Source organism: Pantoea sp. K16, assembly GCF_048452805.1.
Classification (GTDB): domain Bacteria; phylum Pseudomonadota; class Gammaproteobacteria; order Enterobacterales; family Enterobacteriaceae; genus Pantoea; species Pantoea agglomerans.
Genome location: NZ_JBLWNV010000010.1, coordinates 1 through 13,498, shown reverse-complemented (window position 1 = coordinate 13,498; position 13,498 = coordinate 1). Strand labels below are relative to the sequence as shown.

13 protein-coding genes and 1 other RNA gene are annotated in these 13,498 nt (G+C 54.0%); 6 read left to right on the top strand and 8 right to left on the bottom strand.

The genetic code is table 11. The annotated features are described in order from the left end of the window. Window positions 1–53 precede the first annotated feature (53 nt). A complete protein-coding gene (locus ACK13D_RS14050) occupies window positions 54–734 on the top strand; it encodes a response regulator transcription factor (RefSeq protein ID WP_010671364.1) in 681 nt (226 codons plus the stop codon). Next, on the top strand, window positions 731–2,071 hold the full coding sequence (locus ACK13D_RS14045) for an ATP-binding protein (RefSeq protein WP_010259915.1): 1,341 nt from the start codon (window positions 731–733) through the stop codon (window positions 2,069–2,071). The genes ACK13D_RS14050 and ACK13D_RS14045 overlap by 4 nt, the downstream gene beginning before the upstream one ends. Before the next feature lie 61 nt (window positions 2,072–2,132). On the opposite strand, the gene crr is transcribed toward ACK13D_RS14045, so the two are convergent. The 5 genes from crr to cysZ form a co-directional block, all read right to left on the bottom strand. Beyond that, window positions 2,133–2,633, bottom strand: coding sequence for a PTS glucose transporter subunit IIA (gene crr, locus ACK13D_RS14040; protein ID WP_418796663.1), 501 nt, complete (start codon window positions 2,631–2,633; stop codon window positions 2,133–2,135). Between the two features lie 42 nt (window positions 2,634–2,675). Further along, the gene (ptsI, locus tag ACK13D_RS14035) at window positions 2,676–4,403 is read right to left on the bottom strand and encodes a phosphoenolpyruvate-protein phosphotransferase PtsI (protein WP_010259908.1); all 1,728 of its coding nucleotides are present in this window, start codon (window positions 4,401–4,403) and stop codon (window positions 2,676–2,678) included. Between the two features lie 161 nt (window positions 4,404–4,564). Further along, complete coding sequence (ptsH, locus tag ACK13D_RS14030) at window positions 4,565–4,822, bottom strand: phosphocarrier protein Hpr (RefSeq protein ID WP_003848868.1); 258 nt, start codon at window positions 4,820–4,822, stop codon at window positions 4,565–4,567. Window positions 4,823–5,209: 387 nt separating this feature from the next. Then, window positions 5,210–6,178 carry a cysteine synthase A gene (cysK, locus tag ACK13D_RS14025; RefSeq protein ID WP_010259895.1) on the bottom strand — a complete coding sequence of 323 codons (969 nt, stop codon included), beginning with the start codon at window positions 6,176–6,178 and terminating at the stop codon, window positions 5,210–5,212. A gap of 141 nt (window positions 6,179–6,319) precedes the next feature. After that, on the bottom strand, window positions 6,320–7,087 hold the full coding sequence (gene cysZ / locus ACK13D_RS14020; protein ID WP_187500619.1) for a sulfate transporter CysZ: 768 nt from the start codon (window positions 7,085–7,087) through the stop codon (window positions 6,320–6,322). Between the two features lie 218 nt (window positions 7,088–7,305). On the opposite strand from cysZ, the gene zipA reads away from it, so the two are divergent. The 3 genes from zipA to ACK13D_RS14005 all read left to right on the top strand — a co-directional run bounded on the left by zipA (window position 7,306) and on the right by ACK13D_RS14005 (window position 10,619). Beyond that, window positions 7,306–8,304 carry a cell division protein ZipA gene (gene zipA, locus ACK13D_RS14015; RefSeq protein WP_033758575.1) on the top strand — a complete coding sequence of 333 codons (999 nt, stop codon included), beginning with the start codon at window positions 7,306–7,308 and terminating at the stop codon, window positions 8,302–8,304. A 76-nt stretch (window positions 8,305–8,380) separates the two neighbouring features. Next, window positions 8,381–10,408, top strand: coding sequence for an NAD-dependent DNA ligase LigA (ligA, locus tag ACK13D_RS14010; RefSeq protein WP_132499578.1), 2,028 nt, complete (start codon window positions 8,381–8,383; stop codon window positions 10,406–10,408). Continuing rightward, window positions 10,401–10,619, top strand: coding sequence for a DUF3820 family protein (locus ACK13D_RS14005; RefSeq protein ID WP_418796661.1), 219 nt, complete (start codon window positions 10,401–10,403; stop codon window positions 10,617–10,619). Before ligA ends, ACK13D_RS14005 begins: the two co-directional genes overlap by 8 nt. Window positions 10,620–10,646: 27 nt before the next feature. Here ACK13D_RS14005 and ACK13D_RS14000 read toward each other — a convergent pair whose 3' ends face one another. Further along, window positions 10,647–11,660 carry a bile acid:sodium symporter family protein gene (locus tag ACK13D_RS14000; protein ID WP_010671370.1) on the bottom strand — a complete coding sequence of 338 codons (1,014 nt, stop codon included), beginning with the start codon at window positions 11,658–11,660 and terminating at the stop codon, window positions 10,647–10,649. 95 nt (window positions 11,661–11,755) lie between these two features. Here ACK13D_RS14000 and ACK13D_RS13995 point away from each other — a divergent pair, with 95 nt between their 5' ends. Next, window positions 11,756–12,676 (top strand): LysR family transcriptional regulator, encoded by a 921-nt coding sequence (locus tag ACK13D_RS13995; RefSeq protein WP_010259882.1) that lies wholly within the window; start codon window positions 11,756–11,758, stop codon window positions 12,674–12,676. Here ACK13D_RS13995 and ACK13D_RS13990 read toward each other — a convergent pair. Together ACK13D_RS13990 and ACK13D_RS13985 are read right to left on the bottom strand one after the other, a co-directional pair. Further along, entirely contained in the window at window positions 12,673–13,014 is a 342-nt protein-coding gene (locus ACK13D_RS13990; RefSeq protein ID WP_418796747.1) for a FlxA-like family protein, read from the bottom strand. The genes ACK13D_RS13995 and ACK13D_RS13990 overlap by 4 nt on opposite strands. Window positions 13,015–13,268: 254 nt before the next feature. Continuing rightward, window positions 13,269–13,404, bottom strand: a non-coding RNA gene (locus tag ACK13D_RS13985) — RtT sRNA. Between the last annotated feature and the right edge of the window lie 94 nt (window positions 13,405–13,498).

Here is a 13,498-nt window from a genome sequence, read left to right as displayed (position 1 = left end):
GCGCGAATGTTCAGCACAGGACAAAATAGCGGCAATTCTCCAGAGAGATAACCATGAAAATTTTGCTTGTTGATGATGATGTTGAATTAGGCACCATGTTAAGCCAGTACCTGATCGGGGAAGGGTTTGATGCCCAGCTGGTTCTGACCGGCAGCGCCGGCGTGCAGGGCGCGTTATCGGGAGAGTTCACCGCCATGATCCTGGACATTATGCTGCCCGACATGAGCGGCATTGATGTGTTGCGTCAGGTGCGCCAGAACAGCCGGATACCGGTGATTATGCTGACTGCCAAAGGCGATAATATTGATCGCGTGATCGGTCTGGAGATGGGCGCGGATGACTATATGCCCAAGCCCTGCTATCCCCGTGAACTGGTGGCGCGTCTGCGCGCCGTATTGCGCCGTTTCGAAGAGCAGGCGCCACAGCCAGACGCCAGAGAGCCGCTGCGCTGGGGGGAACTCATGCTTAATCCCGCCACCCGCATTAGCGAATGGCAGGGTAAAACCTTTGATCTGACGGCGTCGGAATTTAATCTGCTGGATCTGCTGCTGCGTGCGCCGGACAGAGTGGTGTCAAAAGATGAGCTCTCTGAAAAGGGACTCGGTCGTCCGCGTGAAGCCTATGACCGCAGCGTCGATGTACATATCAGTAACATTCGTCAGAAGCTCAGTGCATTAACCGCTGACAGCATCAACATCGAAACCGTTCGCAGCATCGGCTACCGTATTCGATGAAGCAGAGTTACCGTGGACGCATGTTCTGGAAGATCTTTATCGGCTTCTGGATCGTATTCGTCATTATGAGCCAGCTTATCTGGCTCGGCTTTACGCTCTCCGGTAAACGGCATGAACCGCCTGAACTCGTGGCTATCCGTCGTATTGTGGATCTGCAGATGACCTCCGCCGCGTCAGTGCTGGAGCGGGGTGGGCCTGATGCGCTGAATGCGATGCTCTCGGACTGGGATAACAGCGACCGGCAGTTCTTCCACGTCACCCAACAGACAAAACCGTCCCAATCAGAAAACAGCGGCAACCTGGATATCAGAGGGCGCTTTCCTGAAGAGGTTGTGCGCTGGGTTCGCGGCGCGGATGGCAAAGCCTATCAGCTACGCTACGACCTGGATGGCATGCGTAAAGACAGTACGCTGAACATGATGCCGCGCAAATTTCTGAATATTCCTGAGCCGATGTTTGTCTTCGCCGGTTCGGTGGGATTGCTGTTCAGTCTGCTTCTGGCCTGGAATCTGACGCGACCTATGCGTCAGCTGCGGGAAGGATTTTCCCGCGTGGCTGAGGGCGATTTAAGCGTGCGGCTGTTTCCGATCATGCGTAAGCGCCACGACGAGATCTCAAACGTCGCTGAAGCCTTTGACGCCATGGTCGAGCGGCTCGATACCCTGGTGCGCGCCCGTGAAGAACTGTTGCATGATATCTCACATGAGCTTCGTTCACCGCTGGCGCGACTGCAGCTGGCGACCGGGCTGGCCAGACAGACGCCAGAAAGTGTGAACAGTTCGCTTGATCGCATTGATGAAGAGGCGCGTCGGCTGGACAAGATGATCGGTGAACTGCTGACACTGTCGCGGGCTGAGCATGAAAGCATCCCGGATGAGCAATATTTTGATCTGACCGGCTTGCTGCAGGCGGTTATTACCGATGTCCGTTATGAAGCGCAGATCCCAGGCGTGCAGGTAGAGTTGCAGGTCGACGATCGGGCTGATTACACCGTGCGGGGCAATGCAGAGCTGATACGGCGCGGAGCAGAGAATGTATTACGCAATGCGCTGCGCTTCTCTCAGCCAGGGCAGCGGATTGATGTTCATCTGCGCGCAGAACAGCAGTGGCTGGTGATTCAGGTGCGCGATCAGGGGCCGGGTGTCGATGAGGATAAGCTCTCCAGCATCTTTGACCCGTTTGTGCGGGTGAATTCGCCGCTGATGGGCAAAGGTTATGGGCTGGGACTGGCTATCGTGCGCAAGGTGGTGCTGGCGCATCATGGTGAGGTCGAGGCAAGAAACCGGCCAGAAGGCGGACTGGAACTGACGCTGCGTCTGCCGCACTGGCAGCCCTGAACAGGCATACAGCAGAAACGATAACGGCACCCGCGGGTGCCGTTATGTTATGAACGAATGCTTACTTTCTGATGCGAATCACCGGCGTTTCGCCGACGGTGACCTGGCCAGTCAGCTTAATCAATTCCTTGATTTCATCCATGTTGGAGATGACAACCGGTGTCAGGGTTGATTTCGCTTTCTCTTCCAGCAACGGCAGGTCAAACTCGATAACCACGTCGCCTTTTTTGACCTTCTGGCCTTCTTCAGCGATGCGTTTGAAGCCTTCACCTTTCAGTTCTACCGTATCGATACCGAAGTGGACGAACAGCTCAATGCCATTGTCTGATTCGATCGAAAAAGCGTGATTGGTTTCAAAAATCTTACCGATAGTGCCATCAACAGGAGCAACCATTTTGTTGCCGTTGGGCTTGATCGCAATACCGTCGCCCACGATTTTTTCTGCAAACACCACATCTGGTACGTCTTCAATGTTCACGATTTCGCCTGACAGAGGCGCTACGATGTCAATTGTCCCAGCGCTATCCGTTTTTTCGCCAAAAAGTTTAGAAAACAAACCCATGATCTTCTCCTAAGCAGTAATTTGGGGCCAGCATCATGCGGATTAGCAGAGCGTTTTTTCCTTAATGAACTTGTTTACCAGGTTCATTAAATCTTCCGCTGTCGGTTGAGCCAGTGCCTGCTCCGCCAATGCCTTCGCATCTTCAAAATTAGTATTACGAATGATTTTCTTGATGCCAGGGATAGAAATGGCACTCATGCTGAACTCGTCCAGCCCCATTCCCAGTAACAGTAGTGTAGCACGTTCATCACCTGCCAGCTCACCACACATGCCGGTCCATTTACCTTCAGCGTGAGATGCATCAATGACTTGCTTGATTAAGTTAAGCACAGACGGCGCCATTGGGTTGTACAGGTGCGAGATCAAATCATTACCACGATCGACCGCCAGAGTATACTGCGTCAGATCGTTTGTCCCAATACTGAAGAAGTCGACTTCCTTCGCCAGATGATGAGCAATCACGGCTGAAGCCGGGGTTTCCACCATGATGCCGACTTCGATGCTCTCATCAAAGGCTTTACCTTCTTCACGCAACTGCGCTTTCAGCAGTTCCAGTTCCGCTTTCAGGCTGCGTACTTCTTCAACCGAAATAATCATCGGGAACATGATGCGCAGTTTACCGAAAGAGGAGGCGCGCAGGATGGCACGCAGCTGCGCATGCAGAATCTCTTTGCGGTCCATGGCGATACGGATAGCGCGCCAGCCGAGGAACGGGTTCTCTTCTTTTGGCAGGTTCATGTAAGGCAGGTCTTTGTCGCCGCCGATGTCCATGGTACGCACGATAACGGCCTGTGAACCCATGGCTTCAGCGACAGCTTTGTACGCCTGGAACTGCTCTTCTTCGCTTGGCAGTGAGTCACGATCCATAAACAGGAATTCGGTGCGGTAGAGACCCACGCCTTCAGCGCCGTTACGTTCAGCACCGGCGATATCGCGCACAGTACCGATGTTGGCGCAGACTTCAACCTGATGACCATCCAGCGTAACGGCTGGCAGATCTTTCAGCTTAGCTAATTCATGTTTTTCCGACAGATACTGGTTCTGTACGGCTTTCAGCTCTTCCTGAATCGCTTCTGAAGGATTGACGTGAATCGCATTGTTAACGCCATCCAGAATCAGGAAATCGCCATTTTTAACCGTGACGGTCACATTGCCGGTACCGACAATGGCTGGGATCTCCAGCGAGCGCGCCATGATTGAGGTATGTGAGGTACGGCCACCCAGATCGGTGATAAAGCCCAGCACCTTCTTCAGGTTCAGCTGTGCGGTTTCTGACGGCGTTAAATCTTTTGCCACCAGAATGGATTCGTCCGGAATAGCGCTCAGGTCAACGATATGCAGACCGAGGATGTTTTGCAGCAGACGTTTACCTATGTCACGTACGTCAGCCGCACGCTCTTTCAGATATTCGTCATCTAACTCCTCCAGTGCTTTCGCCTGGCCATCGATAACCGAGTAAGCAGCAGCATCGGCAGAAGCGTGATCTTTTTTGATCAGGTCGATGATTTCCTGCTCCAGCTCTTCATCTTCCAGCAACATAATGTGGCCTTCGAAGATTGCTGCTTTCTCTTCACCGAGGGTTTCACCCGCTTTGACGCGAATCGCTTCCAGTTGTAATGCCGCTTTGCTGCGGCCATCGAGGAAGCGCTGGACTTCCTGCTCAACCTGGTCATCAGAAATTTTCTTGCGGTTGATGACGATCTCGTCTTCTTTCAGCAGCAGTGCTTTGCCGAAAGCGATACCTGGTGATGCTAAAATGCCTGAAATCATAACGCTACCTTTTAATCACGATGGCTGATGGGACTCTGTGCGGTGCCATTGTCGCGGGACACGTACTCTACGAAAGCAATAACGCGGACAGGTTGTCCGCGATCAAGATGTTTGCACTCAATGGCGCAGAGGAGTCGATTTGCTGGAGAGCTGAGCGGAGATTACTCCAGTTCAGCCATCAGTTTGACCAGATGCTCAACTGCTTTCTGCTCGTCTTCACCTTCCGCGGAAAGGGTCACAACCGTTCCCTGGGTTAAACCCAGTGTCTGCAGCTTGAACAGGCTCTTCGCGCTCGCTGATTTACCGTTAGAGGTCACGGTAATTTCTGACTGGAAAGCTTTGGCTTCTTTAACGAATTGCGCAGCTGGGCGAGTGTGCAGACCGTTTGGTGCAGTAATGGTAACTTCTTGCTGGAACATTCTATTTCCCCAACGTTATCAGGATGAGTGTTATGGATCTAAAGTCTAGCCTGGAGCCTTTACTTTAGCCTGTGTAGGTGCGCGGGTATAGCTTCATGCTGACCAAAGACGCGCATGCGTCAAATCTACAGTCCGTTGCGTCTCAAAACCGATTCTACACGTCACCGGTTAATTATGCCGTGATTCGCCGTTTCACTGAATCCGTAAATCGATTCAGCTTGATCCACTTCAAACGCGGATTAATTTCAGGCATCGAAATAATTGGCAGTCTAAATACCAGAGCGGCGTCACTGAAATCAATCTGCCGGGTGATGAAAGTGAGATCTGCACCACAAAAAAGCACCCGATTGGGTGCTTTTTTCTCCATTTTCGGACTATCGGCCTCTGCTACTGAAGCTCTTTTTCAGTGAAGAGATCGGCAAACAAGGCGGTACTCAGATAGCGTTCACCGGAGGAGGGGAGGATCACCACAATATTTTTGTTGGCGAAGGCTTCATCTTCCTGCAGCTTCAGCGCCGCGGCAACGGCAGCACCGGATGAGATACCGGCCAGAATACCTTCCTCTTCCATCAGCCGACGCGCCGTACTGATCGCTTCTTCATTGGTGATGGCCACGACGCGGTCCACCAGATTCAGCTCAAGGTTGCCCGGGATAAAGCCTGCGCCGATACCCTGAATTTTGTGTGGGCCGGGCTTGATCTCATCGCCCGCCAGCGCCTGAGCAATCACCGGGGAATCGGTCGGCTCAACCGCGACGGTAATCAGATCTTTTTTGCCTTTGGTGTTTTTGATGTAGCGGCTCACGCCGGTCAGCGTACCGCCGGTGCCGACACCGGCAATAAAGACATCCACTTCGCCGTCCGTGTCTTCCCAGATTTCCGGGCCGGTGGTCTTTTCATGGATTTCCGGGTTGGCCGGGTTGCTGAACTGCTGCAGCAGCACATATTTATCCGGATTGCTGGCAACAACCTCTTCAGCTTTGCTGATGGCACCTTTCATGCCTTTGGCGCCTTCGGTCAGTATCAGCGTCGCGCCCAGCGCCTTCAGCAACTTACGGCGCTCCACTGACATGGTTTCTGGCATCGTCAGCGTTAATTTATAACCGCGCGCTGCGGCGACATAGGCCAGAGCAATACCGGTGTTGCCGCTGGTCGGTTCAACCAGTTCAACACCCGGTTTCAGAATACCGCGTTTTTCTGCGTCCCAAATCATATTGGCACCGATACGGCATTTTACGCTGAAGCTCGGGTTACGGGATTCAACTTTCGCAAGGATGCGGCCGTTACCGATGCGGTTCAGTCGAACCAATGGCGTATGACCAATTGTCAAAGAGTTGTCTTCATAGATCTTACTCATAGCCTGTCCTTAACTGTATGAATTATTGGGAACCCTATGAGCATACCTTTTCTGCCTGGTGGCGGAAGGAAAGAAATCGTATATCTATATGTCGCCCGGCAATAAGCCCTGCTAAAAAGAGCATAAGGCGCACTGATGAATTTAGCGCAACTCATCACGTGCCAGCGTTGACCGGTAGCGATCGACCCACATGGCGGTGGCACCGCAGACGGCAACCGGCATGATCACCAGGTTCAGAACCGGGATCATGGTGAACAGACTGATTAGCGCGCCAAACTGCATATTGGCCGTTTTGTGCTGACGCAGGGCGTTACGCATCTGCTGAAACGGCACTTTGTGGTTATCAAACGGGTAGTCGCAATACTGGATGGACAACATCCAGGCGCTGAACAGGAACCACAGCACCGGCGCAACGGTCTGGCCAAAGCCAGGAATAAAGTAGAGCAGCAGCAGTCCCAGCGCGCGGGGCAGGTAATAACCCAGTTTTTGCAGCTCGCGCTTCATAATGCGCGGCACATCCTTAATCATTCCAGCCCAGCCGCTGTCCGGCAGGGGCTTGCCTGTCAGGCGGCCTTCCAGTTGCTCGGCCAGCAGGCCGCAAAACGGAGCGGCAATTAAGTTTGCCAGGGTCGAAAAGAAGTAGCTAAACACCAGCACAATCGCAATCACCGACAGCGGCCATAACAGATAGCTCAGCCACTGCAGCCAGTCCGGAATATGGGCCATCAGCCGCGGGATCCAGTCACCGAGACGATAGAACAGCCAGATGAAAGCGCCACCCAGCATCACGATATTGATCAGCAACGGCATCACTACAAAGCGGCGAATGCCAGGCAGACGTACCAGTTTCCAGCCCTGGCTAAAGTAGTGCATGCCGTTAAAATTTGAGACGGAATTCTCAATGGCCATAAAGCCAGTTCTCCTGAAGATGTTAAGGCGCGCCCACTATAACCTGGCTTTTTCTCCAGGCCAGGTGCCGTTTGGGTAAAAAAACAGCGAAAAAGCGTGGGTTGCCTATCTTATTTGTCAGAAAATAGTGCACAGACTTGCACTTGTGTAGCAGGGCAAATACAGTTAGAGGATAAAGTTTGCCGCGGTGGCAAGGTATTGGAACAACAGAGAATACAATGATGCAGGATTTGCGTCTGATATTAATCGTTGTTGGCGCGATCGCCATTATAGCGCTCCTTCTTCACGGGCTGTGGACCAGCCGTAAAGAGCGTTCGTCAGTGTTCCGCGATCGCCCGCACAAACGTCTAAAACAACGTGATGAAAATGATGAGCAGGACCTGATTGACGACGAGGATGATGGCGTCGGCGAGGTTCGCGTTCGTTCTGATCGCAACGTACATCAGGAACCGCGTTTCGATGAGATTCGCGAGCCACAGCCAGAAGCGCCGCGTAAGCTTGCGCCCGCTGAGCCTGTGCGTCAGCCTGCGCCACGACCCGCACCGCAACCCGAACCTGAAAGCGACCCGCTTTTTAACACGGCACCGCAGCCTGCTCCGCAGTCGCGCCCTGAACCGGTTCGTCAGCAGCCCGCACCCACTTTTGTCGCGCCGCCCGTTCAGGCCGACCCGCTGCTGGATCTCGACCCGCTGGAATCTGTACAGCCAGCACCGCAGTACCAGGCAGAACCTGAGCCGCAGCCTGAAGTGACACCGGCGCCCGCGCCAGCACAGCCTGCTGCTAAAGCGCCAGCGGAAAAACCGAAAGAAGCGGTACTGGTGCTGCATGTTGCCGCACACTCGGGCGGTGAACTGAACGGTGAGGCCCTACTGCAGGGTATTCTCCAGGCGGGCTTCCAGTTTGGTGAAATGAACATTTTCCATCGTCATCTCAGTCCGGCTGGCAGCGGCCCTGTATTGTTCAGTCTGGCCAATATGGTTAAGCCGGGCTCATTCAATCCTGACCTGATGACCGATTTCAGCACGCCTGGCATCTCTATCTTTATGATGGTGCCTTCTTATGGCGATGCGAATCAGAACTTCAAGCTGATGCTGCAGTCGGCTCAGCGTATCGCTGATGATGTAGGTGGCGTGGTGCTGGATGATGAGCGTCGCATGATGACGCCACAGAAGCTGGAAACTTACAAAGCGCGTATCCGCGATGTGGTTGGCGTCTGAGACCTGCGCTAAACGCTATCTGAATTGTTAAAAACAAACCCCCGCCTGTCGGGGGTTTTTTATCTGATGGGGCTTTATGAAATCCGTCCAGGATCACATCACCGAACTGCGCACCACGTTGCGCCATCATGAATATCTCTATCACGTTATGGATGCGCCGGAAGTGCCGGATGCTGAATACGATCGTCTGATGCGTGAACTGCGTCAGCTGGAGGAGGAGCACCCGGATCTCATTACGCCAGACTCGCCGACACAACGCGTGGGTGCCGCGCCGCTGACGGTCTTCGAGCAGGTGCGCCATGAAGTCCCGATGCTGTCGCTGGATAACGCCTTTGATGAAGCCACGTTTATGGCTTTCAACAAGCGGGTGCAGGATCGCCTGAAAAGCAGTGACGACATAACCTACTGCTGTGAACTCAAGCTCGATGGCGCTGCGGTCAGCCTGATGTATGAAAATGGTCTGCTGGTCCAGGCCGCAACGCGCGGTGACGGCACAACCGGCGAGAACATTACCGCCAATGTCCGCACCATTCGCGCTATCCCGCTGCGGCTTAAAGGCGACAACATTCCGGCACGGCTGGAAGTGCGTGGCGAAATATTTATGACGCAGCGCGGCTTTGAAAAGCTGAATGAGGAAGCACGCCGGACTGATGGCAAAGTCTTTGCTAATCCGCGCAATGCAGCAGCCGGTTCTCTGCGTCAGCTGGATCCGCGCATTACCGCCAAACGTCCGCTGACCTTCTTCTGCTACGGTTTTGGCCTGCTGGAAGGCGGTGAGATGCCGCACAGTCACATGGGGCGTCTGCAACAGTTTAAAGCCTGGGGTTTGCCGGTCAGCGACCGCATTAAGCTGGTGCACAACGCAGAAGAAGCCCTGGCCTTCTATCGTGATATTGAACAACAGCGTCCGAATCTGGGTTTTGATATTGATGGCGTAGTGATCAAAGTCGATTCACAGGAACTGCAGGAAAAGCTGGGCTTTGTGGCGCGCGCGCCGCGCTGGGCGATTGCCTTTAAATTCCCGGCACAGGAACAACTGACCTGGGTGCGGGACGTCGAATTTCAGGTTGGCCGCACCGGGGCTATCACACCGGTGGCTCGCCTTGAGCCGGTGCAGGTCGCGGGCGTGATCGTCAGCAATGCCACGCTGCATAACGCGGATGAAATCGAGCGGCTGGGATTACGCATCGGGGATCGGGTCGTTATTCGCCGCGCCGGTGATGTGATCCCGCAGGTGGTCAACGTGGTGATGGCCGAGCGCCCTGAACAGACGCGTGAAGTCCTGTTCCCGGCACACTGTCCGGTCTGTGGTTCCGAGGTTGAACGGGTCGAAGGGGAATCGGTCACGCGCTGCACGGGCGGTTTAATCTGCGGTGCTCAGCGCAAAGAGGCGCTGAAGCATTTTGTCTCGCGCCGGGCGCTGGATGTTGATGGCATGGGCGATAAGATTATCGACCAGCTGGTAGAGAAAGAGTACGTCAACACACCTGCGGATCTGTTCCGTCTTACTGCGGCCAAACTGACCGGACTGGAACGCATGGGGCCGAAATCGGCGCAAAACGTTGTCGACGCGCTGGAGAAAGCGAAATCGACTACGCTGGCGCGTTTCCTCTATGCACTGGGCATTCGTGAAGTGGGTGAAGCCACCGCTGCCAATCTGGCTAACCATTTTGGTGAGTTGCAGAAGGTCATGGATGCCGATCTTGAGGCGCTGATTGCGGTGCCGGATGTCGGCAAAGTCGTTGCGGCACACGTGCGCAATTTCATGGAAGAGGAGAGCAACCGTGAGGTTATCCGCCAGCTGGTCGAAGATATCGGTATTCACTGGCCGCAGGTGGTGGTGGTGAGAGCCGAAGAGATCGACAGTCCGTTCGCGGGTAAAACGGTGGTGCTGACCGGCTCACTGTCGCAGATGAACCGCGATGATGCCAAAGCGCAGCTGATCGCACTGGGCGCAAAAGTCAGCGGCAGTGTCTCAAAGAAAACCGATTTGCTGATTGCCGGTGAAGCGGCCGGTTCAAAGCTGGCGAAAGCAGCGGAGCTTGGCATTGAAGTGATTGATGAAGCGGAAATGATCCGCCTGCTGGGAGCCTCAGATGGATGAACATCAGCTGGTGGCGATAGCTAATACGCCTATGCCGTTTGGCAAATATAAGGGACGGATGCTGCTCGATCTGCCTGAGCCTTACCTGCTGTGGTTTGCCCGCAGCGGGGACTTTCCGTCTGGTCTGCTGGGCGATCTCATGCAACTCACCCTGACAATAAAAATTGAGGGTCTGGAAGGGTTAGTTAAACCGCTTCAGACCCGCAAGTAACGCTGCCCGCCCAGGCGGGCAGCCGATCTATTTCTGAGACTCCATCACCGAATCTTTGACCTGCACAGCCTGCTGCTGCTTCTCATTGGTCTTCTTATAACGTCCGGCAATAAATGAGCAGACCATCAGCTGTACCTGATGGAAAATCATCAGCGGCAGCACAATAATCCCCACGGTACTGGCCGGGAACAGGATATTCGCCATCGGCACGCCATTCGCCAGACTCTTCTTCGAACCACAAAACAGCACCACAATCTCATCGGCGCGTTTAAAGCGGAACAGACGCGAGGCCAGCAGGTTGATAATCAGCACGGCGGTCAGCAGAATGATTGAGCCTGCCACAATCCACAGCAGCGTAATCAACCCAACGCGATGCCAGATGCCATTAACCACCGCTTCACTGAAGGCGGAGTAGACCACCAGCAGAATCGAGGTCTGGTCGGTTTTGCCAATCAGGCTGCGGTGCTTCTCAACCCAGCCACCGATCCAGCGCCGTGAGAGGTGTCCCAGTACGAAAGGCACCATCAGTTGCAGCATAATCTTCCCGATCTGCTCCAGTCCATCGCTGGGCGCGCTGCTGTGAATATCCATCACCAGGTTCACCAGCAACGGCGAAATAAACACACCCAGCAGGCTTGATGCAGAGGCGCTGCATACCGCTGCCGCAACGTTACCGCCCGCCATGGAGGTAAACGCGATAGCGGATTGCACGGTCGCAGGCAGGATACAGAGGTAGATAAAGCCGGTATAAATTTCCGGGCCGACATTAACCGGATGCCACCAGACCAGCAACAGACCCAGCACCGGAAACAGCACAAAGGTGCTGAACATAATCCACAGATGCAACCGCCAGTGACTGCTGCCTGAGATGATCTTTTCACGCGACAACTTGGCACCATGCATAAAGAACAGCAGTGCTATTGCTGCCGTCGCGAGATAGCTGAATATATCAACGTAGATCCCTCTGGCTGGCAGGAAAGAGGCCAGCAGCACGGTGATGATGAGTTTAACCATCATCGGATCGAGTTTTAAAAATCCCATTGTTAAATTCCGGTAAATTTTTCAATAGCGCGATTGTGCGTGAAACCTGTTTAGAAATAAAATTGATTTATTGAATTAATCTATGAGCAGAATCGATGAATTACACCCTGCGTCAGCTACGAACCTTTATTGCGGTGGCTCACTATGGCGGATTCAGCCAGGCGGGGCAGGCGATAGGTCTGAGTCAGTCGGCGGTCAGCCACAGTATTAAAGAGCTGGAAGCGGAAACCGGCGTGCGATTGCTGGATCGAACCACCCGGGAGGTGATGCTGACTGAAGCGGGAAAACAGCTGGCGTCACGCATGGAGCGCCTGCTGGAGGAGATTCATACCACGCTGCTGGATATCCGCAGTTTTGGCGAACAGCGCAGTGGTACCGTCAGGGTGGCAGCCAGCCAGACCATTTCCGCTCATCTGATGCCGCAATGTCTGGCCGCCAGCCAGCAACACTTTCCTGACATCAAAGTGATACTGCACGATCGCGCCCAGCAGTGGGTGCTGCAAAGTGTGCGTAACGCCGAAGTCGATTTCGGGATTGTGATTGGGCCACTCAGCGACAGCGATTTTGACAGCATCGCGATTCTGGATGAGCCTTTCCTGCTGCTATGCCGTGATGATGATCCGCTGGCGCAGGTGGAAAGGGCAGAATGGTCAATGCTGGATGGCCGCACCATGGTGCTTCAGGACTATGCTTCGGGCAGTCGGGTCCTCATTGATGCGGCGATGCAGCAGCAGAATATCAGGGCTGAAGTCGTTCAGGAGATTGGTCATCCCGCTACGCTGTTTCCGATGGTACAGGTGGGGATCGGCATCAGTATTCTGCCCGCGCTGGCGTTACCGTTACCGGCGGATCGCGCATTAACGGTGCGGCGTCTATATCCTGAAATCAATCGCAGCCTTACGCTGATCAAGCGTAAAAACCGTTCGCTGACGCCTGCTGCCGAAGCGATCTGGCAGGAGGTGCGCCAGCAGGCGACGCTGCTGGCGCAACAACGCGAGGCCAGGCCCGCATTTTAGATGTAGACGTCAATTTTGTTGGTGTCGGTAGGGCGGTTAATCCCGTCTGCTTTGCTCTCACTGACAGACGAGCTGTCACTCTTTGGCTGATCCTGCTCGGCCTGCTTCTGTTCCAGCTGAGCAATCTGTGCCTGCAGCATGGTGATTTGTGACTGATACATCTGCTGCATTTCAGACTTCTGTTCGTCAGTCAGTTCTTTGTTGTCGGCCAGCTCTTTGACTTGCGCTAAGACGTTCTGAATCTGTTTATTCAGCGCCGCGACCTGCGAGGCAACACTGCCGCCACCGCTGTCACCGCCACTGACTGCACTGCTTAGAATTCCGGAAATTGAAGACATCATTTTTCTCCCTGTAAGTTGTCAGATACGTTATCGGCACGCTGTGAAACGACTTGAGAGCTGAAATTGTTAAGGTTGCGAAAAGGCGAGAGCTTATCCAGTACCTTAGCAAAGGGCAGCTTCGCCCTTGCTCCCTGAGCCAGCACTTTGTTTAAAGTCTGAAATAGCTGGAAAAAGCAGTTTTACCCTGAAGCGCAGGAAATCTCTCAATAGCAGAAACGAAAAAAGCGCCTTAAAGGCGCTTTATTCTGAATTGGTGGGTCGTGCAGGATAGCCTCGGCCCGTCGTGGGCCTCGCCCTGCGGGTGATGCTGTCGCATCAGCCTGAATCGCTCCCGGCGATTCAGGCGAACCTGCAGCAGGTTCTCATCCTGCACGGTAAAGTCCGTGCCCCGGAAACGAAAAAAGCGCCTTAAGGCGCTTTATTCTGAATTGGTGGGTCGTGCAGGATTCGAACCTGCGACCAATTGATTAAAAGTCAACTG

What these genes read in the sequence shown, in the direction of transcription:
- ACK13D_RS14050 (WP_010671364.1), top strand. Translation starts at nt 54, where the DNA reads ATGAAAATTTTGCTTGTTGATGATGATGTTGAATTAGGCACCATGTTA.
- ACK13D_RS14045 (WP_010259915.1), top strand. Translation starts at nt 731, where the DNA reads ATGAAGCAGAGTTACCGTGGACGCATGTTCTGGAAGATCTTTATCGGC.
- crr (WP_418796663.1), bottom strand. Translation starts at nt 2,633, where the DNA reads ATGGGTTTGTTTTCTAAACTTTTTGGCGAAAAAACGGATAGCGCTGGG.
- ptsI (WP_010259908.1), bottom strand. Translation starts at nt 4,403, where the DNA reads ATGATTTCAGGCATTTTAGCATCACCAGGTATCGCTTTCGGCAAAGCA.
- ptsH (WP_003848868.1), bottom strand. Translation starts at nt 4,822, where the DNA reads ATGTTCCAGCAAGAAGTTACCATTACTGCACCAAACGGTCTGCACACT.
- cysK (WP_010259895.1), bottom strand. Translation starts at nt 6,178, where the DNA reads ATGAGTAAGATCTATGAAGACAACTCTTTGACAATTGGTCATACGCCA.
- cysZ (WP_187500619.1), bottom strand. Translation starts at nt 7,087, where the DNA reads ATGGCCATTGAGAATTCCGTCTCAAATTTTAACGGCATGCACTACTTT.
- zipA (WP_033758575.1), top strand. Translation starts at nt 7,306, where the DNA reads ATGATGCAGGATTTGCGTCTGATATTAATCGTTGTTGGCGCGATCGCC.
- ligA (WP_132499578.1), top strand. Translation starts at nt 8,381, where the DNA reads ATGAAATCCGTCCAGGATCACATCACCGAACTGCGCACCACGTTGCGC.
- ACK13D_RS14005 (WP_418796661.1), top strand. Translation starts at nt 10,401, where the DNA reads ATGGATGAACATCAGCTGGTGGCGATAGCTAATACGCCTATGCCGTTT.
- ACK13D_RS14000 (WP_010671370.1), bottom strand. Translation starts at nt 11,660, where the DNA reads ATGGGATTTTTAAAACTCGATCCGATGATGGTTAAACTCATCATCACC.
- ACK13D_RS13995 (WP_010259882.1), top strand. Translation starts at nt 11,756, where the DNA reads ATGAATTACACCCTGCGTCAGCTACGAACCTTTATTGCGGTGGCTCAC.
- ACK13D_RS13990 (WP_418796747.1), bottom strand. Translation starts at nt 13,014, where the DNA reads ATGTCTTCAATTTCCGGAATTCTAAGCAGTGCAGTCAGTGGCGGTGAC.